The organism is Streptomyces sp. NPDC093065, assembly GCF_044754585.1.
Taxonomy (GTDB): domain Bacteria; phylum Actinomycetota; class Actinomycetes; order Streptomycetales; family Streptomycetaceae; genus Streptomyces.
In genome coordinates, this window is record NZ_JBIVPJ010000019.1 from 79,427 (window position 1) to 103,491 (window position 24,065).

Consider the following 24,065-nt stretch of genomic DNA (forward strand, 5'->3'; position numbering starts at 1 on the left):
GACCCACGCCTTCGGTCGCTCATGATCGCACGAAGGGCCCCGTCTTTCGACGGGGCCCTTCCAAAGCGGTAGCGGAGGGATTTGAACCCTCGGTGACTTGCGCCACACTCGCTTTCGAGGCGAGCTCCTTCGGCCGCTCGGACACGCTACCGAGACAGACCTTACAGCACGCAGCGGCATGCTCCGAAATCGGTATCGCGGCCGACGAACTGCCGTCCTACCGGCCGTCCGGGCAGTCCTGCGAGCGGTTGTCCGGGCAGTCGTGCGGGCCGGTCAGCGGTCGCGGAAGAAGTCCGTGAGCAGCCGGGCGCAGTCGTCCGCGAGTACGCCCTCGATCACTTCGGGACGGTGGTTGAGCCGCCGGTCGCGCACGAGGTCCCACAGGGATCCGGCCGCGCCCGCCTTGTCGTCGCGGGCGCCGTAGACCACGCGGTCCACGCGCGACTGCACGAGCGCGCCCGCGCACATCGTGCACGGCTCCAGGGTGACGACGAGCGTGCAGCCGGCCAGCCGCCACTCGCCCAGTTCCGCGGCGGCCCGCCGGACGGCGAGGACCTCGGCGTGCGCCGTCGGGTCCCCGGTCGCCTCGCGTTCGTTGTGCCCCGTGGACAGCACCGTACGGCCGTCCGGCGCCAGTACGACGGCGCCGACGGGCACGTCGCCGCCGTCCGCGGCCCGGCCGGCCTCGGCCAGGGCGAGCCGCATCGCGGTCCGCCACCGGTCGCGCACCGGGTCGGGCGGCGCGTCCTCGGGGTCCTCTTCGGCCGGCGCGGTCAGCGGACGGTCTCCAGGACGTCCAGGGCGCCGAGGGCCTCGGCGATCTCCCCGACCGCGTCCCCGGACATCGAGCGCAGCTCCTTCTCGCTCACGCCGAGGTCGTCGAGGACCTCGGCGTCGCCGACCGGCCCGTGCGGCACGGCCTCGCCCGAACCGGCGGCCGCGTCGCCGCCGTCGCCGCCGTCCTCGTCGTCGGACTCGCCGTCCTCCGTTCCGTCGAGGTCGAGGGCGTCGAGGTCGTCGCCGTCGTCACCGGGTTCCCGGCCGAGCAGTTCGTCGGTGAGGAGGATCTCGCCGTAGCTGCTGCGGGCGGCGGCGGCCGCGTCCGAGACGTAGATACGGGGGTCCTCCTCGCCGTCCACCCGGACGACTCCGAACCACGCGTCCTCCTGCTCGATCAGCACGAGCACCGTGTCCTCGTCGGGAGAGGCCTCCCGGGCCAGGTCGGCAAGATCCGACAGGGTTTCCACATCGTCGAGCTCCGTGTCGCTCGCTTCCCACCCGTCTTCGGTGCGCGCGAGCAGTGCGGCGAAGTACACCGTGACTCTCCCACTGGTCCTAGGCGTGCCGGTTGGGGGTCCCCCCGGCGGAGGCTGCGGGCGGGGGAGCGGTGCTCCGAGCCCCACCCACTCGGAATCGTGGCAGAAACAAGGCACTCAGGGGACGTCTTCGGCGCCCTGTGTCCGGCTGTTTTGACCGGCGTTCCGGAAGGTGCGCTCCCGGGCAGCCGTCCAGCAGCGTTCTCGTCGCCGCCACGAGCGGATCGTACGCGGATTCTCGCGGTCCCCGGGTACGTCCGTCACCACCAACCCCGGCGCGGCGCGCGATCTTCCCCGGCCGGCTCAGGAAGTTCTCCGTGAGCGTGGGCAAGCAGGCGGAGACACGGGGGCCGGGACCAGGGGGGAAGGGCTACCAGCGGAAGGTGCGCATGCGCATCGCGTGCCGCAGCCGGGCGGTCTTGGCGCGGCGCGGCTGCACGCGGTCGCGCAACTGGCGGGCCTCCGCCAGATCGCGCAGGAACTGGGCCCGGCGCCGGCGTCGTTCGGCCTCGCGCTCCGCCTCGGGATCCCGCGGCGCGTCGCCGTCCGGGCGCCGCTCCGGCACCGTGCTCGGCTTCGCCCTCCGTCCCGTCCCCCGGTCCGCTCCGGGGGACGGCGTGTCGTGGAAGTCCCGGTCAGGCACAGTCTCACCACCCAGTGTCCGTCCCTCCCACCTTCCCCCGGTCGGGCGGTTTGACGCCCGCGAACGAGTGGTGCCGCCCCCGGGGCCTTGCCCGCCGCGGGGACGCCGCTCCCACGGGGCCCGGTTACTGTGGTGGGCATGCGTCTCCACGTCGTCGACCACCCCCTGGTCGCCCACAAGCTCACCACGCTGCGCGACCAGCGCACCGACTCCGCGACCTTCCGCCGTCTCGCCGACGAGCTGGTCACCCTGCTCGCCTACGAGGCCACGCGCGACGTGCGCACCGAACAGGTCGACATCCACACGCCGGTCTCGAGGACCACCGGCGTCAAGCTCTCCCACCCGCGCCCGCTGGTGGTGCCGATCCTGCGGGCCGGTCTCGGCATGCTCGACGGCATGGTCCGGCTGCTGCCGACCGCCGAGGTGGGCTTCCTCGGCATGGTGCGCAACGAGGAGACGCTCCAGGCGTCCACGTACGCCACCCGCATGCCGGACGACCTGTCCGGCCGCCAGGTGTACGTCCTGGACCCCATGCTGGCCACCGGCGGCACGCTGGTCGCGTCCATCCGGGAGCTGATCAAGCGCGGCGCCGACGACGTGACGGCCGTGGTGCTGCTGGCCGCCCCCGAGGGCGTCGAACTCATGGAGCGCGAGCTGGCCGGAACCCCGGTGACTGTCGTGACGGCCTCGGTCGACGAGCGGCTCAACGAGCAGGGCTACATCGTCCCGGGCCTCGGCGACGCGGGCGACCGCATGTACGGAGCGGCCGAGTAGTACCCCGGCCCCCGCTCAGCAGCTCTTCTTCTCCGCGGCGGGCGTCGAGCGCGGCGCGGTCAGCCCGGCCAGCGCCGCGTCGGCGTCCGCGGGCTTCGCCAGCCCCTTGAACCCGTTGCCGATGATCAGATCGAGGGCGGCATCCTTGCGGGCGGCGTCGGCACGGTGCTCGGCGCCGGGGAGCTGGGTGCCGAGCACGGTGAGGGACGTCTTGAGGGAGGCGGCCGGGCCGAGCAGCAGACCCGTGCCGGTGACCTTCTTGTCGTACTCCTTGGGCGCGTTGCTCACGTCGCCCACGCGGAACCCGCGCTTCTTCAGCTCGTCGGCGGTCTTCTGGGCCAGGCCGCTGCGGGTCGTCGCGTTGAGCACGTTGACGGTGACCTGACCGGGCTTCGGCAGCACCGCGGCGGCGGGCGAGGCGCTCGCCCGCGCGGTGGCACAGCCCGCGGCACCGGCCGCCGAAGCCTTGTCGCCGCCGGTGAAGACGTCGATGAGCTGCAGCGTGCCCCAGCCGAGCACCCCGAGAACGGTGACGCAGGCGACGCCGGCGACCGCCAGACGGCCGCGTCGCCGGGCCGGGCGCATCCGCGGGTACTTGTCCCCCGTGATCTTGTACTGGCCACCCATGCCGGGAGGAGTCAGCATGCTCATGGGCGCAGCGTAATGCGCCGGAGTGGCGATGCCTATTAGATGATCAGTCGACGTTCCGCGATTCGGTCCCAAGGCAACCCGAAAGGGTCAAGCGCGGGCCTCACCGGCAGGCCGCCGGGCCCGGTCAGTCGAGTTCGAGGACGCGGGCGTGCAGTACCTGGCGCTGCTGCAGCGCGGCCCGCACCGCCCGGTGCAGTCCGTCCTCCAGGTAGAGGTCGCCCTGCCACTTCACGACGTGCGCGAAGAGGTCGCCGTAGAAGGTGGAGTCCTCGGCCAGGAGCGTTTCCAGGTCGAGCTGGCCCTTGGTCGTCACGAGCTGATCGAGGCGGACCGGGCGCGGCGCGACGTCCGCCCACTGCCGGGTGCTTTCCCGGCCGTGGTCGGGGTACGGCCGGCCGTTTCCGATGCGCTTGAAGATCACACGGAAAGCCTACCGGCCCGGGCGTTGCGGGCGCAGCCATGGCGCCGGAGTGCGGCGCCGGAAAAGACGCCGTAAAGGGGATCAATCGTCAAAGGCCCCGCGGAATCGGCGCGGTCTGATTCCGCTCCGGGGCGGCGGAGAGGTATGGGACCCGTCCCCGCAGCCCCGCCCCGTGTGTGCGGCGGGCGGCCCCGGCGCGCAGGAGGGCGCAGGACGGCGTAGGGGTCGTTGGGCATGGCGATTCCTCGTTCCTGGTGCTTCGCGGGGGTGTCACCGGGAGCGGGGGACCGGCGGCCGGTCCGGCACGGTCAGCAGCGCAGGACCACGGAGCGCGGGCCGCGGGGCAGGCCGGGCCGTGGCCGCGCGCCCGCCGCTTCGGCCCGGACCGCGCAGGGCGGTGTCGAGGTGGGTCGTACTCCCCCGCGGTGTGCCGCCCGGACCGCCGCGTGGGTGCCGGGCACGATCGCGACGAGCGGCAGGACCAGGACCCGCAGGCAGCCGCCGAGGCGTCCGGAGCGGACGGGGGCGGCGGCGTGCGGGACGGGTCTCACCTCACCGGTGTCCGCGCCCGGCGCACGCCGGCCGCCGTACCGGGGACGGGAACCGCTCGCCCGGCGCAGGCGGGGGCGGGGGTACGGGTGTCGTTCACAGGCTGCGGGGGACCTGTCCGGCCCGTCCGCGCAGCCGCACGGACGTGAAGATCTCGACGACGCCGACGACCACCAGCCACCAGCCGCCGACCAGCATGAGGACGGTGGCCGACCGGACCGGCGAGTCGATGAGGACGATGCCGGCCACGACGGTGACGGCACCGAGGAAGACGTGCCAGCCGCGCGCGGGCATCGCCGGGTCGTGCACGGCGGCCACGATCTGCGTGACGCCGCGGAACAGCCAGCCGATGCCGATCCACAGCGCGAGCAGCAGCACCGACTGCAGCGGGCCGCGGAAGCAGAACAGGCCCAGCAGGATCGACACCGCGCCGCTGATGAAGGCCAGCACCCGCAGCGACGTCCTGCGGTGCGTGCCGAAGGCGGCGGCCAGTTGCAGGATGCCGCTGATGACGAGGTAGAGGCCGAAGAGCACGCCGGCCGCGAGCAGCGAGGCGCCGGGCCAGACCAGGACCAGTACGCCCAGGACGAGCGAGGCGATCCCGGTGAACAGCACGGTCTGCCAGGCGGCGCGGGAGAGCAGGTGCAGGGGGCCCTCGAAGGGGGGCTCGGGCTCTTGCTCGTGCTGCCCGGGGCCCGGGGCGTGGGTCCCGGCCCCGTGCCGGGTGTGCGTGCCACGGTCGTCGTACGGCGTCCCTCCGGGGGCGCCGGTGGGTGGTTCGGTCATGCTCCATGCTGGGAGGGCGGGGGGCGATTTCGCCACCGGAGAGGGCCACGGGGCTGACGTCCGCGCCCGGCGTCGGCGTGGGGTGGGAGCGCGGCCCGGCCGTGCGGGGCCGCTGCGCCGACCCGTGCCGCCCCGGCGGCACGACTGCCCGCAGTCAGGGCTACTTGCCGGAGGTCTTCGCCGCCTTTGCCGCTGCCTTCATTTCCTGTTTGTGGGCCCGCACCTTGGTCAGGGACTCCGGTCCCCTGATGTCCGCGACGGACCGGAAGGAGTCGGGCTCCCCGTACGCGCCCGCGGCCTCGCGCCAGCCCTCGGGGCGGACGCCGAGCTGCTTGCCGAGCAGCGCGAGGAAGATCTGGGCCTTCTGCTTGCCGAAGCCCGGCAGTTCCTGGAGCCGCTTCAGCAGCTCCCTGCCGGTGGACACGCCGCGCCAGACGCCCTCGGCGTCGCCGTCGTACGTCTCGACGAGGTATCGGCACAGCTGCTGCACCCGCCCCGCCATCGAACCGGGGTAGCGGTGCACGGCCGGCTTCTCGGAGAGCAGCGCGGCGAACGCCTCGGGGTCGTGGGCGGCGATGTCGTGCGCGTCCAGGTCCTCTGCCCCCATGCGCCGGGCGATGGTCGACGGTCCCTTGAACGCCCACTCCATGGGCACTTGCTGGTCGAGCAGCATGCCGACCAGCGCGGCGAGCGGGCTGCGCCCGAGGAGTTCGTCGGCCTCGGGGTCCTGGGCGAGGTGAAGTGTGACGTCCATGGTCCCGATGATCGCGCGTACGGGCTCAGGTCGCGCGCCAGTACCCCAGCGCGTTCACCCGCTGCTTGGGCACGCCCAGCTCCTTGCGCACGTACGAGGCCAGCGTCCGCGTGGTCGCCGTGTCGCAGGCGATCCAGACGAACGGCTCCGAGACGGCCGACAGCAGCTCCGGCAGCTCCTCCTCGACCCGCGCCACCAGATGCGCCCCCGCGTCCCGGCGCGGCACCGCGCGGACCTCGTGCCGCCCCGGGTCGGTGCGGAAGGGCAGGCCCTCGTCCGTGCCGCCCTCGAACCAGACGGTCGCGGGCACCGGCCCGAACGCGTCGAGCAGGGAGTTGAGGGCGGGCAGGGACGCCGGGTCCGCGACCGCGAAGACACGCGAGGGGAGGGGCCGCGGCACCTCGAAGCCGGTGCCCTGGACCGTCGCCTCGATCGTGTCACCCGGCTTCGCCGCCCGCGCCCAGTCGCTCGCGCACCCCTCGTGCAGGGCGAACTCCATGGCGAAGGTGCCCGCCGCGGGGTCCGGGTCGACCAGCGTGTACCCCCGCTGGTGCGGTTTGCCCGCGTTCTCGAACCACAGCCGCACCCACATCGTGGGGTGCACGCCGGTCGCCGCGAGCATGCCGCCGTCGCTCAGGCGCAGCCGCCGGTAGTGCGGGGTGACGTCCTCGGCGTCCGTCACGGTGAACTCGAAGTCTTTCGCGCGCATCAGCTTGAGGACCGCGCCCTCCCAGCCCCGCCCCTGCCCCATGATTCCTTCACCCTTCACGTACTATTCGGCCACGACGTGCAACAACTTAGGTGAGCCTAACCTAAAGGAAAGTAGAGGCACAGGGGTGAGCGCCGAGACCTACCGCGACGCCTGGGGGATCCCGCACCTGCGCGCGGACAACCCGCTCGAACTCGCCCGCGCCCAGGGCCGGGTCACCGCACGCGACCGCGCCTGGCAACTGGAGGTCGAGCGGCACCGCGCCCAGGGCACCTCCGCGTCCTTCCTCGGACCCGAGGCCCTGTCCTGGGACCGCCTCGCCCGCCGCGCCCGGTTCGCGGACACCGCACGCCGGTGCTTCACGGCCCTGGAGGAGAAGGACCCGGAGACGGCGGTCTGGGTGCGGGCCTACGTCGACGGCGTGAACGAGGGGCTCACCGCGGGCGGACCCGCTCCCGAGTTCGCCCGCACCGGCCTCGCCCCCGGCCGCTGGGAGCCCTGGGCCCCGCTCGGCGTGTGGCTCGCCACGCACATCCTCTTCGCGGGCTTCCCCGCCAAGCTCTGGCGCGAGCACATCGCCGGGCACCTCGGCCCGGAGGCCGTCGCCCTGTTCGCCGCCGACGGCCCCGGCACCGCGGGCAGCAACGGCTGGCTGGTGAGCGGCGAGCGGACCACCACCGGGCACGCGCTCATCGCGGGCGACCCGCACCGCTTCATCGAGGACCCCGGCGTCTACCAGCAGATCCACCTGTCCTGCCCGGAGTTCGACGTCGTCGGCCTCGCCGTGCCCGGCGTCCCCGGCATCGCCCACTTCGGCCACACCGGCACGGTCGCCTGGGCCATCACCAACGCCATGGCCGACTACCAGGACCTGTACCGGGAGCGCCTGCGCCGCACCGGCGCCGGTGTCGAGGCGCTCGGCCCCGACGGCGCCTGGCACCGGGCCGCCCGCCACACGGAGCGCGTCGACGTCGCCGGCGAGGAGACCGTGGAGGTCGAGGTCATCGAGACCGACCGCGGCCCCGTGATCGCGGGCGGCCCCGAGGGCCTCGACGACGGCACCCCGGCCGCCCTCGCCCTGCGCCACCCGCCCCGCGTCACCGCCGACCTCGGCTTCGGCGCCCTGCTGCCGCTGCTGCGGGCCCGCCGGGTCGCCGACGTGGACCGTGCCCTGGACGCGTGGGCGGAGCCGGTCAACGTGGTGCAGGCGGCCGACACGGAGGGTGGCCTGCTGCACCGCGTCGCGGGTCGTGTGCCGGTGCGCCCCGCCGCGAACGGCCTGCGTCCGGTGCCCGCCTGGGAACCCGGCCACGAGTGGACCGGCTGGCACATCCCGCCCCGCGCCGGGCTCACCGAAGGCGTCGCCGTGATGGCCAACCAGCGCGGCCCGTCCACTCCCCTCGGCGTCGAGTTCGCCCCGCCGCACCGCGCCGACCGCATCGCGGCCCTGCTCGCGTGCCGGGAGCGCTGGTCGGCGTCGGACATGCCCGCGATCCACACGGACACCCACCTGGCCTCCGCCGGCCCCCTCCTGGACCGCCTCGCCGCCCTGACCACCCCGGCGGCCCGGGCCACCCCGACCGTCCTCACCCCCGAGGCCGCCACCCTCCGCGCCCGCCTCCTCGCCTGGGACCGCCGCATGGACGCCGGCAGCACCGACGCGGCGGCGTACGCGGCCCTGCGCGGAGCGGTCGTACGGAGGCTGGCGGGGCACCCGGCACTCGCCCCGGCGTCCGTGGCGCCCGCGTACCCCGAGGTGTTCCTGCCCTGGCTCGCGCTGGTGCCGCGCGTCGGCCACGCCCTGGAACACCTGCTGCGCGCGGTGGACCTGTACGGCATCGACCGCGCCGAGACCGTCCGCGCCGCGCTGGAGGAGGTCGCCGCGGCGCCGCCGGCCGGCACCTGGGGCGACACCCACCGCCTGGCCGCCTGGCGGGCGCTGCCCGACACCGCCGCCGCGGACGAGCCCGGCCTCTCCGGCGACCACGACTGCGTGCTGTGCACCTCCGCCGTGCCCGGCCTCACCGACCGCGCCGCACGCGGCCCGGCCGCCCGGTACGTCTGGGACCTGGCCGACCGCGAGAACAGCCGCTGGGTGGTGCCGCACGGAGCCTCGGGCGTACCGGGCTCCCCCCACCACCGTGACCAGCAGCCCCTCTGGCTCGACGGGGAACTCGCCCCGGTGGTCACCGACTTCACCCGGCTCACGAAGGAAACCGATGACTGACCCGCACCCCGCGCCGCACACCCCGTACGCCGACCGGACCGCCGTCCACGAGCAGCACCTCGACGGCTTCGGCACCGTACGCGTCCTCCCCCTGGACCCCGCCGCGGACGCCCCGGTGGTCCACGGCTGGGTGAGCGGGGAACGGGCCGCCTTCTGGGGCATGAACGGTCTGACGGCCGACCGGGTCGCCGGTGTCTACGCGCACATGGACACCCTCGACGCCCACCACGCCTTCCTGGTCGTCAAGGACGGCGAGCCGGCCGCCCTGCTCCAGACCTACGACCCGGCGGCCGACCGGGTGAGCGAGTGCTACGACGCCGAGCCCGGCGACATCGGCGTCCACCTGCTCCTCGCTCCCGCCGGAACCGGGGGCGCGCGCCCCGGCTGGACCGCCGCCCTGTCGGCCGTCCTCATGGCGTACGTCCTGCTGGGCCTGGACCGGACACGGGTCGTGGTCGACCCGGACGTCGCCAACGAGAAGGCCGTCGCCCGCTTCCTCAGACAGGGCTTCACCGCCGGTCCCGTGGTCGTCCTGCCCGAGGTGGACCTGCCGGACGTGTACCTGCCCGAGAAGAAGGCGCAACTGGCCTTCCTCCGCCGGGAGGTAGCGTTCGCCGGGTGACTGACGCGCCGACCGCCGAGGCCCTGATCGCGCACTACGCACTGGAGCCCATCCCCCGCGAGGGCGGCCTGTTCCGCCGCACCTGGGCGGGGCCCGAGCGTCCGGACGGGCGCCCCGCCGGGTCCGCCGTCGTGGCCCTGCTCACCGCCCGTCCGGGCGACTTCTCCGCCCTGCACCGCCTGCCCGCCGACGAGGTCTGGCACTTCTACCTGGGCGACCCGCTGGAGCTGCTGCTCCTCGCCCCCGACGGCAGCGCGCGCACGGCCGTGCTCGGACCGGACGTCCTGGGCGGGCAGCACGTGCAGTTCACGGTCCCCGCCGGCACGTGGATGGGCGGCCGGGTGGCCGAAGGCGGCGCGTGGTCGCTCTTCGGCTGCACCATGGCGCCCGGGTTCACCTACGGCGACTACGAGCACGGCCACGCCGGGGTCCTCACGGCGCGCTACCCGGCCGAGACCGGACGGATCGTGGCACTGTGCCGCCCATGACCCGGCCCACACCCCCGTCCACGCCCCCTTCCGCGCGCCTCCTCGACGGCCAGGTCGCCCTGGTCACCGGCGCGGGCGGCGGCATCGGCCGCGGGATCGCGCTGCGCTTCGCCGAGGAGGGCGCGGCGGTGGCGCTGCACTGCCGCACGTCGCTGCCGGCGGCGCGGGACGTGGCGGAGCGCGTGCGGGACCGCGGTGGACGCGCCACCGTCCTGCGCGCCGACCTCACCGACGAGGACGCCTGCCGGCGCCTGGCCGGGGAGGCCGCCGACTGGGGCGGCGGACGGCTCGACGCGCTGGTCAACAACGCGGGCGTGCAGCCGCTGCGGGAACTGCCCGGCATGACGGCGGCCGAGTGGCGGGAGGTGGTGGACACCAACCTCACCGGCGTCTTCGCCTGCACGCAGGCCGCGGCCGGGATCATGCGGGACCAGGACGGCGGCGGCACGGTGACGCACATCGCCTCCATCGAGGCGGGCGCCCCCGCTCCCGCCCACGCGCACTACAGCGCCTCCAAGGCGGCGGTCGTGATGCACGCCCGTTCGGCGGCCCTGGAGTACGGCCCCTGGGGGGTCAGGGTCAACTCCGTCTCGCCCGGCCTCGTCGACCGCGAGGGACTGGCCGAGGCCTGGCCGGAGGGCGTACGCCGGTATCGGCGGGCCGCGCCGACGGGACGGCTCGGGCGTCCGGAGGACGTGGGGGACGCGTGCGTGTTCCTCGCCTCGCGGCTGGCGTCCTGGGTGACGGGCCACGACCTCGTGGTGGACGGCGGGGTGACGGCACGCCCGTCGTGGTGAGGAGCCGCCGGGCACACCGGTGAGCGGGGCGGCCTCCGCGTCCGTACGTATCGGCGAGGCAGTGGGTCCCGACGACGGAGATGCGACGTGAGGTGTGGCGGCGGTGCGTGCGCTGGAGACCGGGGGCGAGGGCGCGGGGGCGGACGGAACCGGGAGCGACGGCGGAACCGGGACGGGCGACGGGGCCCCTGGGGACTTCGGCGGCTGGTGCTGCTGGGCCCCGTGCTGGTCCTGCTCCTCCTCACCGGCGCGGGACCGGCGTCCGCCCACGCCGCCCTCGGCTCCACCGATCCCGGGGACGGAACCGTCCTGCGGCGGGCCCCCGCCCACGTCACCCTGACCTTCAGCGAGTCCGTCGGCCTGCGCGACGACTCCTTCCGCGTCCTGGACCCGGGCGGCCACCGGGTGCGCACGGGGGAGGCCGGTCGCGCCGACGGGCGTGCCGACACGGCCCGGGTCGCGCTGCCCGGCGAGCTGGGGGAGGGGACGTACACCGTGGCCTGGCGGGTGGTGTCCGCCGACAGCCACCCCGTCTCGGGTGCCTTCACCTTCTCGGTCGGCAAGCCGTCGCAGGCCGCCGCGCCCGTGGACACCGGCCCCACCGAGGACCCGCTGACCGCGGCCCTCCACAAGGCCGCCCGCTACCTTTCCTACCTCGCCGCGGCCCTGCTCGTCGGCACCGCCGCCTTCGCCGCCCTGTGCCGCCCGCCGGACCCGGCGCCGCTGCGCCGGCCGCTGGTGGCCGCCTGGTGGACCCTGCTGGCGGCCACCGTCGCGCTACTGGTGCTGCGTGCACCGTACGAGGCGGGCACGGGCCCGTCGGCGGCCCTCGACCCGGCCGCGCTGCGCGCCACCCTCACGACCCGCCCCGGTGTCCTGCTCCTGGTCAGGCTGGGGCTGCTGGTGCCGGTCGCGCTGTTCCTCGTCCACGCGGCCCGCACGGTGCGCGCAGCACCCGCGTCCGGCACGGACCGGCCCCGGTGGCGGACCCCGCTCGCCGCGGTGGGCGCAGTCCTGGCCGTCGGCCTCGCCCTGACCTGGGCCGCCGCCGAGCACGCCTCGGCCGGCATACAGGTGCCGGTCGCGATGACCTCCTCCGTGCTGCACCTGCTGGCCACGTCGGTCTGGCTGGGCGGTCTCGTGGCCCTGCTCACCACCCTGCGCGCCTCGCGCCCCGCCCCGGACGCGGCCACGGTCGCCCGCTTCTCCCGGACCGCCTTCGCCGCCGTGACCGTCCTCGTCGTCACCGGCGTCTACCAGTCCTGGCGCGGACTCGGCTCCTGGCAGGCACTGACCGGGTCGACGTACGGCAGGCTGCTGCTCGCGAAGGTGGTCCTGGTGGCCGTCCTGCTGGCCGCGGCGGCGGTGTCCCGGAGGTGGACGGCGGCGCTGCCGACGGCACCGGGCGCCGTACGCGAGCCCGACCGCGAGCCCGAGCGGGTACCGCAACCGGCGGGCGGCCCACCACCGGAGGCACCGCGGCCGCCGCACCCACCGGGCGCCGGCACCGGCCGGGACACCGCCGCCGCCCCTGGCAACGGGACCACGACCGGAACAGGCGGTACCGGGGCCGAATCCGCCCTCCGGCGCGGCCTGTACCGGTCCGTCCTCGTCGAGGCCGTCGTCGCCGCCGTCGTGCTGGGGGTCACCACCGTGCTCACCGCCACCCCGCCCGGCCGCTCCGCGGAGGAGGCGGCGCGGGCGGCCGTACCGGCGGGCGGAGTGCTGCCCGCGTCCGTCACCACGATCCCGTTCGCGATCGGCGCCTCGGGCCGGGGCACGGTGCAGATCACCCTGGACCCGGGCCGTACCGGGGACAACGCGGTGCAGGCGGTCGTCTTCGGCCCCGACGGCAGCCTGGCCGCCGTACCCGAACTGCGCCTCTCCTTCACCCTCCCCGACAAGGACGTCGGCCCCATCGGGGCGGACCTGGTCGACCGGGGCGGCTACTGGAGCGCCAACACCGTCACCCTGCCCCTTCCGGGCACCTGGACGATGCGGGCGACGGTCCGGGTGTCGGAGATCGACCAGGTGAGCGAGACCCGGCGGATACGGATCGAGCGGTAGACGCCCCTCATGCCTCTCGTACCCCGCTTGCCGGGGTACGGCAGTCGCAGCCCCTCCCCGACTGCCGTTCCGCCTCGTTGTGTTCCGGGTCCAGGTTGACGGAGGCTGACGGGGAAGGGGGCGGGCGATGAGGTCCAGGGCGGCGACACCACAGGAGACGACGGCACCGCGGACGGCGACGGCACGGCGCACCGGCGTACCGCTGATCCTGCTGGCGCTGGCCTCGGCGGTGGCCTGCTGGCTCGTGTTCGCCCGGTGGCTCCCCTCCGACGGCGAGCGCTACCGGGCGTACCGGGCGGCCGAGCCGTGCTCCTCCGCAGCGCCGAGCCGGGTGGACACGGACTGCCTGAGCACCTGGCACCTCACCGTGGAGAAGACGGTGAACAGGACCGCCGGCAAGGAATCCGTGCACGACGCCACCCTGACGTACGGCGACTCCTGGCGGGGGACCGTGCACCTCGACGGCTCGGGACCGCTCCTGGAGCGGCTCGGCCCCGGTGACCGGGTCACGGCCACCGCGTGGCACGGCGAGATCATGGTGCTCGCCGAAGACGGCGTACGGCAGGACACCCTGGAGACGCCCCGTGACGAGCTCCAGATGAACGCCGCCGTCGGCGTGCTCGCCGGTCTCCTCGCCGCCCAGTGCCTCGTGTTCGGCGCGGTGCGCCTGGTCGGGCCCCTGGACCACGAACCGCTGACCTGGGAGCCGTACGGCAGGCGGTTGCTCTTCAGCATGATCGGCGTGAGCTTCGCGGTGGGCCTGCCGGCGGTGTGGACCGGCGTCCCGTGGTGGACGGTGCCCCTGGCCGCCGTACCCCTGGCGGTGTGCGCGGCGCTGTGGTTCCGCCCGCGCCCGCGCCGCTAGGGGTGGAGGACGACCTTCGTGTAGCCCTCGATCCGCTTGTCGAACTTGTCGTATCCGGACGGCGCCTCGTCCAGCGGCAGCTCGTGGGAGACGACGAAGCTGGGCGTGGCCCGGCCCTCGATGATCATGTCCCGCAGCTGGCGGTTGTACCGCTTGACGTTGCACTGCCCCGTCCCCACCCGCAGCCCCTTCTCGAAGAGCCTGCCGATCGCGACGAGGAGCATGCCCTGCTTGGCCTGCTCGTCCGGACCGCCCGGGTCGGCCGGGACGTAGAGCCCGGGAACGCCCAGCGCCCCGGTGGGCCGGACCGTGTTGACCAGCGAGTTCAGCACGGTCGCCGGCTCCTCCTCGCCGGTGCCGCCCGACGTCGCCTGGTAGCCGACGGCGTCCACGCCCTTGTCGGTGCCGGCGCCCCCGGTCTGCTCCTTGATCTGCTCCACGGGGTCGCCCGCGGAGAAGTCGACGGGCACCGCGCCGATCTCCTCGGCCTTGCGCAGCCGCTCCGGGACGCGGTCGACGACGAAGACCTTCTTCGCGCCGCGCAGCAGCGCCGAGTAGGCGGCCATGAGCCCGACCGGACCGGCCCCGTACACGGCGACGCTCTCGCCGGGACGCACGTCGGCGAGTTCGCAACCGTGGTAGCCGGTGGGGAAGATGTCGGCGAGCAGGATGAAGTCGGTCTCGTGCGCGTCGCCCTCGGGCAGCTTCAGACAGTTGAAGTCGGCGTACGGGACCCGCAGGTACTCGGCCTGGCCGCCCTGCCAGGGACCCATGGACACATAGCCGTACGCGCCGCCCGCGAAGCCGGGATTGACCGTCGTGCAGTAACCCGTGTAGCCCGCGGCGCAGTTGGTGCAGAATCCGCAGGCGACGTTGAAGGGCATGACCACGCGGTCGCCCTCCTTCAGCCCGGTGACGCCCTCACCGACCTGGTCGACGATCCCCATGTTCTCGTGACCGAAGACGATGCCCGGCTCCGCGGCCGTGCGCCCCTCGTACATGTGCAGGTCCGACCCGCAGATCGCGGTCGAGGTGACGCGCACGATCACGTCGTTCGGATGCCGGATGCCCGGCTTCTCCACCTCTTCGACCGCGACAGAGAACGGTCCCTTGTAGACGACAGCCTTCATTGTCGCGACCTCCGTCCGCCCGTGGTTTCCCCCGTGACCCATCTCTCATGGTTCTCCGGTCGATGGCACCGGGCAACTCCGCGGGACGTCGCCGACCGCCGGCGCCTTCTAGGGCTCCTCGGTGGCGGGCCCCTCCTCGCGCTCGCTCAGCCTGGCCTTGAGTACGGGGCTGACCAGCAGGTCGTACACGAGAACGCCCACCACCCCGCCGATGAGCGGGCCGACGATGGGGATCCACCAGTAGCCGCTGAACCACTGGAAGGTGCCGGGCAGGGCGATGTCGCCCCAGCCTTCGAAGAAGGTGAACAGGCGGGGCCCGAAGTCGCGGGCCGGATTGATCGCGTACCCGGCGTTGGTGCCGAAGGTGAGACCGATCGCTACGACGACGAGCCCGATGAGGAACGGGTGGAGGTTCGACATCGGAGCCGTGTTGCGGGTGTCGATCAGCGCGCAGATCAGCAGCAGCAGAATCCCGGTGCCCACGATCTGGTCGAGCAGGGGACCCCACCAGGAGTTCCCGAAGTACTCGGCCGGGAACGTCGCGAAGATCGAGTACGTGTTCAGCGAGGTCTCCCGCGTCTCCCCCGCCTTGGCGATGGCCGCGTCGATCGCCCACCGGTAGCAGGCGTACACGAGCGCGGCGGCGACGAAGGCGCCCACGACCTGTGCGAGCCAGTAGGGCAGCACCTTCCGCCACGGGAAGTCCCGCCGCACCGCGAACCCGAGGGTCACCGCGGGATTGAGATGCGCCCCGCTGATGCCGCCGGCCACGTAGGCGCCGAACACGACGGCGAGACCCCAGCCCCACGAGATGATGAGCCAGTTCGCCGGCCCGAAGTCCGCGGTCTGCCGACCGGACCCCGGCAGCCCGGCGACCGCGACGGCCACCGAACCGACGCCGAAGAGAATCAGGACGAACGTCCCCAGGAACTCGGCGCACATCTCACCGCCGAGGCCCTTTCGATAACCGCGTCGATGAACCACCCGCTCGGCCACCGGCTCTCCTTCACTGGTACGGAACAGACCAATCCGCTCCATACCCGTAAAAGTGCCCACCCTAGTGATCAACCGGGTGATTACACCGGTTTGGCCCGCGAGGCTTCCCCTCCATGGAGCACCAGGAGCACCAGGAGCAGCAGCAGACCGTGGGGGGCGCCGGGCGGACACGTCGAAGGGCCCCACCGCGAGCGGTGGGGCCCTTCGACATCGTGCCCGGTGAGGCACTGGCGGAGGATACGAGATTCGAACTCGTGAGGGGTTGCCCCCAACACGCTTTCCAAGCGTGCGCCCTAGGCCTCTAGGCGAATCCTCCGCCGAGAACATTACATGACGCCGGGGAGTGCTTGCGAACTCGTTCCGGGGGCCCCACATCGGGTAACGTGTGGCCCAGCCCCTCACGCGGCGCTATCTGACTGAACTCCCCCAGGGCCGGAAGGCAGCAAGGGTAGGTCGGCTCTGGCGGGTGCGTGGGGGGCGTCTCATTTGGGGGCGGCCCGGTTGTCGGTGGGCGCCTATAACCTCGTATGCGTGTCGTCTCTCGCGCTCTACCGCCGTTACCGCCCGGAGTCCTTCGCCGAGGTCATCGGGCAGGGGCATGTCACCGACCCGCTGCAGCAGGCGCTGCGGAACAACCGGGTCAATCACGCGTACCTGTTCAGCGGTCCGCGCGGCTGCGGCAAGACGACCAGCGCCCGGATCCTGGCGCGCTGCCTGAACTGCGAGCAGGGGCCGACGCCGACGCCGTGCGGCGAGTGCCAGTCCTGCCGCGACCTCGCGCGCAACGGGCCGGGGTCGATCGACGTCATCGAGATCGACGCCGCCTCCCACGGTGGTGTGGACGACGCCCGTGACCTGCGCGAGAAGGCCTTCTTCGGGCCAGCCTCCAGCCGGTACAAGATCTACATCATCGACGAGGCCCACATGGTCTCCCCGCAGGGTTTCAACGCCCTGCTGAAGGTCGTCGAGGAGCCCCCGGAGCATCTGAAGTTCATCTTCGCGACCACCGAGCCCGAGAAGGTCATCGGGACCATCCGGTCGCGGACCCACCACTACCCGTTCCGGCTCGTGCCGCCCGGCACCCTGCGCGACTACCTCGGCGAGGTGTGCGGCAGGGAGGGGATCGCCGTCGAGGACGGTGTGCTGCCGCTGGTCGTACGCGCCGGTGCGGGGTCCGTGCGTGACTCCATGTCCGTCATGGACCAGCTGCTCGCGGGCGCCGGTGCCGACGGTGTGACGTACGACATGACCACCGCCCTGCTCGGCTACACGGACGGTTCGCTGCTCGACTCCGTCGTCGAGTCCTTCGTCTCCGGGGACGGCTCCGCCGCCTTCGGTGTCGTGGACCGGGTGATCGAGGGGGGCAACGACCCGCGGCGCTTCGTCACCGACCTGCTGGAGCGCCTGCGTGACCTGGTGATCCTCGCCGCCGTGCCCGACGCCGCCGAGAAGGGGCTCATCGACGCGCCCGCCGACGTCGTCGAGCGGATGCAGGAGCAGGCCCGGTCCTTCGGCGCCGCCGAGCTGAGCCGCGCCGCCGACATCGTCAACGAGGGGCTCACCGAGATGCGCGGCGCCCACTCGCCGCGCCTGCAGCTGGAGCTGATCTGCGCGCGCGTGCTGCTGCCCGCCGCGTACGGCGACGAGCGTTCGGTGATGGCCCGCCTGGACCGGATCGAGCGCGGAGTGCAGTTCTCGGCCGGGGCGGGCACGCCCGCCATGGGCTACGTGCCCGGGCCCGAGGCGCACGCCGGCGCGGGAGGCGCCGCGCCCGCCGCGGCTCCGGTTCCGGTTCCGGTTCCGCCGGGCGGCGGTCCCGCCGCGGCCCGTGCGGCGGTACGGGGGCAGGGCGCCGGTGCGCCGGAGGGTGCGACGGGTGGGCCGGGCAGTGGCCCGTCCTCCGATGCGGACGCGGGTGCCGGCGTGGGTGCCGGTGCCGGGTCCTCCTCCGCGGCCACCGGCCCGGCGGCTCCTCCCACCCCCGCCGCCGGTCCCGCCCCGGCCTCTCCCCCCGCTTCGGCGCCCGCGCCCGGTGCCTGGCCGACCGCGGCTCCCGCGGGTGGTGGACGCCGCCCCGGCGGGTGGCCCACGGCGGCCCCGACGGGCGGCGGGCAGCCCCGCACGCCGGCCGCTTCCGGTCCCGCACCCGCCGCGACTCAGGCCCCGGCTCCCGCGGCGGCCGCCCCCGCGCCCGTCGCCGCGCCGTCGGGCGCTCCCGGCGTCGACCCCCGCTCGATCTGGCCCAACATCCTGGAAGCGGTGAAGAACCGCCGTCGGTTCACCTGGATCCTGCTGAGCCAGAACGCCCAGGTCACCGGCTTCGACGGCACATCCCTCCAGCTCGGCTTCGTCAACGCCGGCGCCCGGGACAACTTCGTCAGCAGCGGCAGCGAGGACGTGCTGCGGCAGGCCCTGGCCGAGCAGTTCAACGTGCAGTGGAAGATCGACGCGGTCGTCGACCCCTCCGGCGGCTCGGCACCCCCGCCTGCCGGTCCGTCCGGTCCCTCGGGTTCCTCCGGCGGATACGGCGGTGGGGGCGGCTTCAGTGGTGGAGGCGGTGGCGGAGGCGGCTTCGGTGGGGGCGCGCCCGCACAGCGGCCGTCGGCGCCCGCGTCCCCGCCCGCGGCACCCGCTCCCGCCCCGGCGTCCACTCCCGCCCCCGCGCCCCGGCCCTCCGCACCCGAGCCGCCCCCGGTCTCCCCCGAGGACGACATCCCCGAGGACGACGACCCGGACCTCGACGAGTCCGCGCTGTCCGGCAAGGAGCTGCTGGTACGCGAACTGGGCGCCACCGTGGTCGAGGAGATCGCCAACGAGTAGGGCGAGCGGGGCACGCGGTCCCAGCAGGGTGAGACAGAGGTGCGGGCGCAGGACGGCGGTGTTCCTGGAGGAAGCCACAAGCGCCCCCGCCCCGTCCCTTCGGAAGCCCGCACAAACCGCACCGCGCCGCTCCCATTAGGCTTCACCCCGTGAAGGTCCTTGTCATCGGCGGCGGCGCCCGCGAACACGCCCTGTGCCGTTCCCTGTCCCTCGACCCCGACGTCACCGCGCTGCACTGCGCACCCGGCAACGCCGGTATCGCCGAGGTCGCCGAACTGCACCAGGTCGACGCCCTCGACGGCGCGGCCGTCACCGCGCTCGCCACCCGGCTCGGCGCCGGGCTGGTCGTCGTAGGACCCGAGGCGCCGCTGGTCGCCGGGGTCGCCGACGCGGTCCGCGCGGCGGGCATCCCGGTCTTCGGACCCTCGGGGGAGGCGGCCAGGCTGGAGGGCTCCAAGGCCTTCGCCAAGGACGTGATGGCGGGCGCCGGCGTGCCCACGGCCCGTTCCTACGTGTGCACGAACCCCGACGAGGTCGACGCGGCCCTCGCCGCCTTCGGCGCCCCGTACGTCGTCAAGGACGACGGGCTGGCCGCGGGCAAGGGCGTCGTCGTCACCGACGACGTCGAGGCGGCCCGCGCCCACGCCAACGCCTGCGACCGCGTGGTCGTCGAGGAGTTCCTGGACGGCCCCGAGGTCTCCCTCTTCGCCGTCACCGACGGCGAGAACGTGCGCCCCCTCCAGCCCGCCCAGGACTTCAAGCGCGCCCTCGACGGCGACGAGGGCCCGAACACCGGCGGAATGGGCGCCTACTCGCCGCTGCCCTGGGCCGACCCGAAGCTGGTCGACGAGGTCGTGCAGAGCGTGCTCCAGCCGACCGTCGACGAGATGCGCCGGCGCGGCACCCCGTTCTCCGGGCTCCTGTACGCCGGACTCGCGATCACCTCGCGCGGTGTGCGTGTGATCGAGTTCAACGCCCGTTTCGGCGACCCCGAGACCCAGGTCGTGCTGGCCCGGCTGAAGACGCCGCTCGCCGGTCTGCTGATGGCCGCCGCCACCGGCAACCTCGCCGACCTGGAGCCCCTGCGCTGGAGCGACGAGGCTGCCGTCACCGTGGTCGTCGCCTCCCACAACTACCCCGGCACCCCGCGCACCGGCGACCCGATCACCGGTCTCGACGAGGTGGCCGCCGAGGACGCCCCGCACGCCTACGTCCTGCACGCCGGCACCCGCGCCGAGGGCGACGCCGTCGTCAGCGCCGGTGGCCGCGTCCTGTCCGTCACGGCCACCGGCGCCGACCTCGCCGAGGCCCGCGACCGCGCCTACCGGGCCGTCACCCGCATCGGCCTCGACGGCTCGCAGCACCGCACCGACATCGCCGCGAAGGCGGCGGGCGCGTAACCCCGGACCCGCCGGAACAGCCGTTCCGCACCGAACCCGACAGGCCCCGGCTCCGTCCCCCAGGAACCGGGGCCTGACCTTTGCTGTCCGTCTCCAGCTTTCCCCAAAGCCATTCCATCGGGTGACCGATGGGCCATACGGCTGACGGGCGCGGGGCCCCCAACTATGGTGCCGCGCAAGCGTTCCGGCACTTGGCCCACCGGCATTGCGATGTCAGTGCCGGGTGCCACAGTGGATGTCGTGGACAAGAGCGGAAGCACGGCAGCGCGGCAGGACGGTCCAGGACGGACAGGACAGCGATGAGGGGGTGAGGTCCGGTCGTGACCGGTATCGGTGGTGTGGAGATGGGCGCGCTGGCCGCGCGTACCCGGGCTCTGGCGGTGCTGCGGGTCCGCAGCCGCGCGCTGGCCGTGGCCCTGCTGCCCGCTGCCGCGGCCGTGATCCTCCTCGTCGGCGGATCCACCGGACGCCTCGCGGGCGGCGGCTGGGACGTCCTTCGCTGGGTCGTGTCCGTCCTCGCGCTGCTCGTCCTGCTGGCCACCGCCTCGGTCGCCCTGGTCGTGGCCCGCTCCGGGCCCGCCGTGACGCCGACGGTCACGGTCGCCGAGGAGTCGGCGCCCGACCTCTACCGCATGGTGCGCGACCTGGCCGACCGGCTCGACGTCCCCGCCCCCTCGGCGATAGCGCTCACCCCGGACTGCGACAGCTGGCTGGAGGACCGCACCCATCCCCTCCACGGCGCGCCGCCCGTGGACAAGCACGAGGACGACCTGTCCGGCCCGGGCGGGCCGGCCCGTCGCCGGAGTGCCGCCGCGGCACCCGTCCTGGTCATCGGCTCACCGTTCCTGTGGTGGATGCGCGTGGGCGAGCTGCGCGCCGTCCTCGCCCCGGTCGTCGCCGGTACGGGGCCGTCCGCGCATCCCGACATAGCCGCGGCCCGGCGTTTCATACGTGGCCTGGACGCCGCCGTGGCGGTGGCCTCGGCGGACCGGCGCGACCCGTTGTCCCGCGTGGCGTGCGCGGGCCTCGGCCGGGTGTCCCGGTTCCTGCTGCGCAGCTGCCGGGAGCACGCGACCGAGATGGAGCGCGGGGTGGCGGCCGCGGCCGCCGAGCGTGCGCAGGCTGTGGACTACGGTCTGCGGATCGTCGCGCAGGAGCAGGTGGGGCTCGCCTACGCGGGCTGGGACCGCCTGCTGACCCGGGTGGCCCTGCCCGCCTGGCGGATGGGCCGCTGGCCCTCCCGGCTGGACGTGGGCGTCGTCGCCGCCCTCACGGAGCTGTCCCGGCGCGACCGCCTGGCCGAGGGGTTCGCCTCCCGCCTGGGTGAGCGTCCCGCCTGTGACCTGCTGGAGGAGCCGGGGGCGATGGACGAGGCGGTCTCGCTCCTCGCCGCGCGCCTCTTCCACGGCGGGCCCGCCGAGACCGGTCCGGACTGGTCGCCGGTGGGGTGGGACGAGTATTCCGAGGAGGTCGTCGACCGGACCTGGCGCACGGACGCGGCCCGCCTGCACCGGGTGCTCGACACCCTGGGAGTCCGCCGCGCCGCCGGGGGCACCGCGCCGGGCACCGACGGCCCGACCCTGGCCCGGGTCCTGGACCACCTCACGACCCCGGACACCGCGGTCACCGGCACCCCTCCCGCCGACGTCGGCACCGGCACCGGCACCGGCGTCGACGTCGACGCCGACGCCGGGACCGAGCCGGCGGCACGCGGCACGGCCGCCCGGCCGGGCGGCGCCCCGGACACCACCGCCGACGCACCAGTCCAGCACGGCGACCACGGCTCCCCGTGTCCCCCGTACGCCGACCGCAGCGACCACGCCGACCACAGCGACCCGCGTCCCCCGTACGGCGACCACGACATGCCGTATCCGCCGCACGGCGACCACGACGCCCCCGCCGACGACGAGGACGACCTCGCCGGCACCACGGCCCGGGGCGCCGCCCTGGCCGCCGGGCTCAGCGCGCAGCTCGCCCGCGAGGAGGCGCGGGCCCGGCCCGCCGGAGCCTCCTCCGCGTCCCCGGTCCCGGGCACCGCGCCGGGAGCCGGAGCCGGCCCGGACGCCGCGCTCTGGGACGACCGCGCACTTCCCCTCCTGCCGCTGCAGCCCCCGCGCACCGGGCGCGAGATCCTCACCGCGCACATCACGGCGATGGTGTGCTGCGCGGCGATGGACACCGCCGGTGCGGCACCCGGCCTCGACTGGCTCGACGGGCCGTCGCTCCTGCTCGACGGCGCCCGCACCGCGGACCTGGCACCCAGCGTGCTCAGCCTCGTCGAGGCGGGCGACCCGGGCCCGCTGCGCGCCTGGATGGCCGACCTCGGGATACGCCCGGAGAAGCCGGTGCGTCTGGTCTGACGTCCGCACCGCCCCCTGGCCGGCAGGCCGCGGACTCCGCGGAATCGGACTCACCCATTCCACTTTCGGCCACTTCGCGACGAACAGTGACAGCCCGCGTGCGAAATGTGATGTGCTGGGACCGATCGCGCACATGGCAAAGGCATGCGTCATACGCACGACCACGGGGGCACGAGGGAGGGGGCTGTCCCATGGGGTCCGAGCAGATCCGCCGCTGGGAGTCGGGAGCACTCGCGCACGCCGTGACGGACCCCTTCGGACAGGGCCCCGTCCCCTGGCTGCGCGGTGGCGAGACGTACTTCGGCGACAGCGGCCAGGTGGTCGCCTGGTACGCGGACCAGGAGCGTTCCGGCACCGGTGGTGGCCCCCGCGCCGCCGACGACGTCCGGCGTCAGATCAAGGGCTTCACCGCGACGGGCGCCGTCGCCCCCGGCGAGGCCATCGACTTCCACATCACCGTCGACCCGCCGCAGGAGTTCGGCGTCGACGTCTACCGGATCGGCCACTACGCCGGTGACGGCGCCGCCAAGATCACCACCAGCCCCCGCCTGTCCGGCATCGTGCAGCCCCCGCCGCTCGCCGCCGACCGCACGGTCTCCTGCCACCACTGGTGGCTGTCCTGGCGGCTGCAGATCCCCACGTACTGGAACGTCGGCGCGTACGTGGCCGTCCTCACCACCGCCGACGGCTACCGCTCCCACGTCCCCTTCACGGTCCGCGACGGCCACCCGGCCGACCTGCTCCTCCTCATGCCGGACGTCACCTGGCAGGCGTACAACCTGTACCCGGAGGACGGCCGCTCCGGCGCCAGCCTCTACCACGCCTGGGACGAGGAGGGACGCCTTCTCGGTGAGGCGGACGCCGCGACGACCGTCTCCTTCGACCGCCCGTACGCCGGGGCCGGCCTGCCCCTCCACGTGGGCCACGCCTACGACTTCATCCGCTTCGCCGAGCGCTACGGCTACGACGTCGCCTACGCCGACGCCCGCGACCTGCACTCCGGCCGAGTCGACCCGGCGCGCTACCGTGGCCTGGTCTTCCCGGGCCACGACGAGTACTGGTCCAGCGCCATGCGCCGCACCACGGAACTCGCGCGCGAGCAGGGGACGTCCCTGGTCTTCCTCTCCGCCAACACCATGTACTGGCAGGTGGAGCTGGCCCCTTCCCCCTCCGGTGCCCCCGACCGCCTGCTGACCTGCCGCAAACGCAAGGGGCCCGGCCGGCCCGCGCTGTGGCGGGAGATCGACCGCCCCGAGCAGCAGCTGCTCGGCATCCAGTACGCCGGCCGCGTCCCCGAACCCCACCCGATGGTCGTCCGCAACGCCGGTCACTGGCTCTGGGAGGCCACCGGGGCGCACGAGGGCGACGAGATCGAGGACCTGGTGGCGGGCGAGGCCGACCGCTACTTCCCGCGCACGGCCCTCCCCGAGCACGACGAGCGGGTCCTGCTCGCCCACTCCCCGTACACCGACGTGGACGGCGTCCGGCGCCATCAGGAGACCTCGCTGTACCGGGCACCGTCGGGCGCCTGGGTCTTCGCGTCCGGCACCTTCGCCTGGTCCCCGGCCCTGGACCGCCCCGGCCACGTCGACCCGCGCGTCCAGCGCGCCACCGCCAACCTCCTGGACCGCATCTGCAAACGGGACTGAACCGCGCACCCCGTCGCCCTCCCCGCCGGTCGCCCTCCCCG

The 24,065-nt window shown here is 74.2% G+C and carries 22 protein-coding genes, 2 tRNA genes and 1 other RNA gene; 12 read left to right on the top strand and 13 right to left on the bottom strand.

Going from position 1 to position 24,065, the window contains the following annotated elements:
• Positions 1-66 precede the first annotated feature (66 nt).
• From ACIQFU_RS28455 to ACIQFU_RS28470, 4 genes are all read right to left on the bottom strand, one after another.
• A tRNA-Ser gene (locus tag ACIQFU_RS28455) sits at positions 67-151 on the bottom strand.
• Between the two features lie 122 nt (positions 152-273).
• Positions 274-705, bottom strand: coding sequence for a tRNA adenosine(34) deaminase TadA (gene tadA / locus ACIQFU_RS28460; RefSeq protein WP_402555156.1), 432 nt, complete (start codon positions 703-705; stop codon positions 274-276).
• Between the two features lie 68 nt (positions 706-773).
• The gene (locus ACIQFU_RS28465; protein WP_402555159.1) at positions 774-1,316 is read right to left on the bottom strand and encodes a hypothetical protein; all 543 of its coding nucleotides are present in this window, start codon (positions 1,314-1,316) and stop codon (positions 774-776) included.
• A 370-nt stretch (positions 1,317-1,686) separates the two neighbouring features.
• Positions 1,687-1,959, bottom strand: coding sequence for a hypothetical protein (locus ACIQFU_RS28470; protein WP_402555161.1), 273 nt, complete (start codon positions 1,957-1,959; stop codon positions 1,687-1,689).
• Positions 1,960-2,097: 138 nt separating this feature from the next.
• On the opposite strand from ACIQFU_RS28470, the gene upp reads away from it, so the two are divergent.
• A complete protein-coding gene (gene upp, locus ACIQFU_RS28475; RefSeq protein WP_003974921.1) occupies positions 2,098-2,733 on the top strand; it encodes a uracil phosphoribosyltransferase in 636 nt (211 codons plus the stop codon).
• 15 nt (positions 2,734-2,748) lie between these two features.
• Here the strand turns inward: upp and ACIQFU_RS28480 are convergent, their stop codons facing one another.
• From ACIQFU_RS28480 to ACIQFU_RS28505, 6 genes are all read right to left on the bottom strand, one after another.
• On the bottom strand, positions 2,749-3,360 hold the full coding sequence (locus ACIQFU_RS28480) for a LytR C-terminal domain-containing protein (RefSeq protein ID WP_402555309.1): 612 nt from the start codon (positions 3,358-3,360) through the stop codon (positions 2,749-2,751).
• Between the two features lie 148 nt (positions 3,361-3,508).
• A complete protein-coding gene (locus tag ACIQFU_RS28485) occupies positions 3,509-3,805 on the bottom strand; it encodes a type II toxin-antitoxin system VapB family antitoxin (RefSeq protein ID WP_003999914.1) in 297 nt (98 codons plus the stop codon).
• Between the two features lie 308 nt (positions 3,806-4,113).
• Positions 4,114-4,356, bottom strand: a complete 243-nt coding sequence (locus ACIQFU_RS28490; RefSeq protein ID WP_402555163.1) for a hypothetical protein — start codon at positions 4,354-4,356, stop codon at positions 4,114-4,116.
• Positions 4,357-4,450: 94 nt separating this feature from the next.
• Complete coding sequence (locus tag ACIQFU_RS28495; protein ID WP_402555165.1) at positions 4,451-5,140, bottom strand: HdeD family acid-resistance protein; 690 nt, start codon at positions 5,138-5,140, stop codon at positions 4,451-4,453.
• Positions 5,141-5,300: 160 nt separating this feature from the next.
• Complete coding sequence (locus ACIQFU_RS28500) at positions 5,301-5,894, bottom strand: HhH-GPD-type base excision DNA repair protein (protein WP_402555167.1); 594 nt, start codon at positions 5,892-5,894, stop codon at positions 5,301-5,303.
• 25 nt (positions 5,895-5,919) lie between these two features.
• Positions 5,920-6,645: a siderophore-interacting protein gene (locus ACIQFU_RS28505; RefSeq protein ID WP_402555169.1), complete on the bottom strand. Its 726-nt coding sequence runs from the start codon at positions 6,643-6,645 to the stop codon at positions 5,920-5,922.
• An 85-nt stretch (positions 6,646-6,730) separates the two neighbouring features.
• On the opposite strand from ACIQFU_RS28505, the gene ACIQFU_RS28510 reads away from it, so the two are divergent.
• The 6 genes from ACIQFU_RS28510 to ACIQFU_RS28535 all read left to right on the top strand — a co-directional run bounded on the left by ACIQFU_RS28510 (position 6,731) and on the right by ACIQFU_RS28535 (position 13,669).
• A complete protein-coding gene (locus ACIQFU_RS28510; RefSeq protein WP_402555171.1) occupies positions 6,731-8,830 on the top strand; it encodes a penicillin acylase family protein in 2,100 nt (699 codons plus the stop codon).
• Positions 8,823-9,452, top strand: coding sequence for a GNAT family N-acetyltransferase (locus ACIQFU_RS28515; protein WP_402555173.1), 630 nt, complete (start codon positions 8,823-8,825; stop codon positions 9,450-9,452). The genes ACIQFU_RS28510 and ACIQFU_RS28515 overlap by 8 nt, the downstream gene beginning before the upstream one ends.
• The gene (locus tag ACIQFU_RS28520) at positions 9,449-9,940 is read left to right on the top strand and encodes a cupin domain-containing protein (RefSeq protein ID WP_402555175.1); all 492 of its coding nucleotides are present in this window, start codon (positions 9,449-9,451) and stop codon (positions 9,938-9,940) included. Before ACIQFU_RS28515 ends, ACIQFU_RS28520 begins: the two co-directional genes overlap by 4 nt.
• Positions 9,937-10,737 (top strand): SDR family NAD(P)-dependent oxidoreductase, encoded by an 801-nt coding sequence (locus ACIQFU_RS28525; RefSeq protein ID WP_402555177.1) that lies wholly within the window; start codon positions 9,937-9,939, stop codon positions 10,735-10,737. Before ACIQFU_RS28520 ends, ACIQFU_RS28525 begins: the two co-directional genes overlap by 4 nt.
• A 207-nt stretch (positions 10,738-10,944) precedes the next feature.
• Positions 10,945-12,804: a copper resistance CopC/CopD family protein gene (locus tag ACIQFU_RS28530; RefSeq protein WP_402555179.1), complete on the top strand. Its 1,860-nt coding sequence runs from the start codon at positions 10,945-10,947 to the stop codon at positions 12,802-12,804.
• 127 nt (positions 12,805-12,931) lie between these two features.
• Positions 12,932-13,669 carry a hypothetical protein gene (locus ACIQFU_RS28535; RefSeq protein ID WP_402555181.1) on the top strand — a complete coding sequence of 246 codons (738 nt, stop codon included), beginning with the start codon at positions 12,932-12,934 and terminating at the stop codon, positions 13,667-13,669.
• Here the strand turns inward: ACIQFU_RS28535 and ACIQFU_RS28540 are convergent.
• The 3 genes from ACIQFU_RS28540 to ACIQFU_RS28550 all read right to left on the bottom strand — a co-directional run bounded on the left by ACIQFU_RS28540 (position 13,666) and on the right by ACIQFU_RS28550 (position 16,111).
• Positions 13,666-14,799, bottom strand: coding sequence for a glutathione-independent formaldehyde dehydrogenase (locus ACIQFU_RS28540; RefSeq protein WP_402555183.1), 1,134 nt, complete (start codon positions 14,797-14,799; stop codon positions 13,666-13,668). The genes ACIQFU_RS28535 and ACIQFU_RS28540 overlap by 4 nt on opposite strands.
• 108 nt (positions 14,800-14,907) lie before the next feature.
• Positions 14,908-15,741 (bottom strand): MIP/aquaporin family protein, encoded by an 834-nt coding sequence (locus ACIQFU_RS28545; protein WP_402555311.1) that lies wholly within the window; start codon positions 15,739-15,741, stop codon positions 14,908-14,910.
• A gap of 282 nt (positions 15,742-16,023) precedes the next feature.
• Positions 16,024-16,111, bottom strand: a tRNA-Ser gene (locus tag ACIQFU_RS28550).
• A 74-nt stretch (positions 16,112-16,185) separates the two neighbouring features.
• Between ACIQFU_RS28550 and ffs the strand changes: the two genes are divergently transcribed.
• The 5 genes from ffs to ACIQFU_RS28575 all read left to right on the top strand — a co-directional run bounded on the left by ffs (position 16,186) and on the right by ACIQFU_RS28575 (position 24,024).
• Positions 16,186-16,280, top strand: an RNA gene (gene ffs / locus ACIQFU_RS28555) — signal recognition particle sRNA small type.
• Positions 16,281-16,326: 46 nt separating this feature from the next.
• Positions 16,327-18,615, top strand: coding sequence for a DNA polymerase III subunit gamma and tau (locus ACIQFU_RS28560; protein ID WP_402555185.1), 2,289 nt, complete (start codon positions 16,327-16,329; stop codon positions 18,613-18,615).
• Positions 18,616-18,764: 149 nt separating this feature from the next.
• Entirely contained in the window at positions 18,765-20,015 is a 1,251-nt protein-coding gene (gene purD / locus ACIQFU_RS28565; RefSeq protein ID WP_402555187.1) for a phosphoribosylamine--glycine ligase, read from the top strand.
• 320 nt (positions 20,016-20,335) lie between these two features.
• Entirely contained in the window at positions 20,336-22,375 is a 2,040-nt protein-coding gene (locus ACIQFU_RS28570) for a hypothetical protein (protein WP_402555189.1), read from the top strand.
• Positions 22,376-22,566: 191 nt separating this feature from the next.
• Positions 22,567-24,024: a N,N-dimethylformamidase beta subunit family domain-containing protein gene (locus ACIQFU_RS28575; protein ID WP_402555191.1), complete on the top strand. Its 1,458-nt coding sequence runs from the start codon at positions 22,567-22,569 to the stop codon at positions 24,022-24,024.
• The last annotated feature ends 41 nt before the right edge of the window (positions 24,025-24,065 follow it).

What these genes read in the sequence shown, in the direction of transcription:
- ACIQFU_RS28515 (WP_402555173.1), top strand. Translation starts at nt 8,823, where the DNA reads ATGACTGACCCGCACCCCGCGCCGCACACCCCGTACGCCGACCGGACC.
- ACIQFU_RS28525 (WP_402555177.1), top strand. Translation starts at nt 9,937, where the DNA reads ATGACCCGGCCCACACCCCCGTCCACGCCCCCTTCCGCGCGCCTCCTC.
- ACIQFU_RS28545 (WP_402555311.1), bottom strand. Translation starts at nt 15,741, where the DNA reads ATGTGCGCCGAGTTCCTGGGGACGTTCGTCCTGATTCTCTTCGGCGTC.
- ACIQFU_RS28480 (WP_402555309.1), bottom strand. Translation starts at nt 3,360, where the DNA reads ATGGGTGGCCAGTACAAGATCACGGGGGACAAGTACCCGCGGATGCGC.
- ACIQFU_RS28495 (WP_402555165.1), bottom strand. Translation starts at nt 5,140, where the DNA reads ATGACCGAACCACCCACCGGCGCCCCCGGAGGGACGCCGTACGACGAC.
- ACIQFU_RS28535 (WP_402555181.1), top strand. Translation starts at nt 12,932, where the DNA reads ATGAGGTCCAGGGCGGCGACACCACAGGAGACGACGGCACCGCGGACG.
- ACIQFU_RS28505 (WP_402555169.1), bottom strand. Translation starts at nt 6,645, where the DNA reads ATGGGGCAGGGGCGGGGCTGGGAGGGCGCGGTCCTCAAGCTGATGCGC.
- tadA (WP_402555156.1), bottom strand. Translation starts at nt 705, where the DNA reads ATGCGGCTCGCCCTGGCCGAGGCCGGCCGGGCCGCGGACGGCGGCGAC.
- ACIQFU_RS28575 (WP_402555191.1), top strand. Translation starts at nt 22,567, where the DNA reads ATGGGGTCCGAGCAGATCCGCCGCTGGGAGTCGGGAGCACTCGCGCAC.
- ACIQFU_RS28540 (WP_402555183.1), bottom strand. Translation starts at nt 14,799, where the DNA reads ATGAAGGCTGTCGTCTACAAGGGACCGTTCTCTGTCGCGGTCGAAGAG.
- upp (WP_003974921.1), top strand. Translation starts at nt 2,098, where the DNA reads ATGCGTCTCCACGTCGTCGACCACCCCCTGGTCGCCCACAAGCTCACC.
- ACIQFU_RS28500 (WP_402555167.1), bottom strand. Translation starts at nt 5,894, where the DNA reads ATGGACGTCACACTTCACCTCGCCCAGGACCCCGAGGCCGACGAACTC.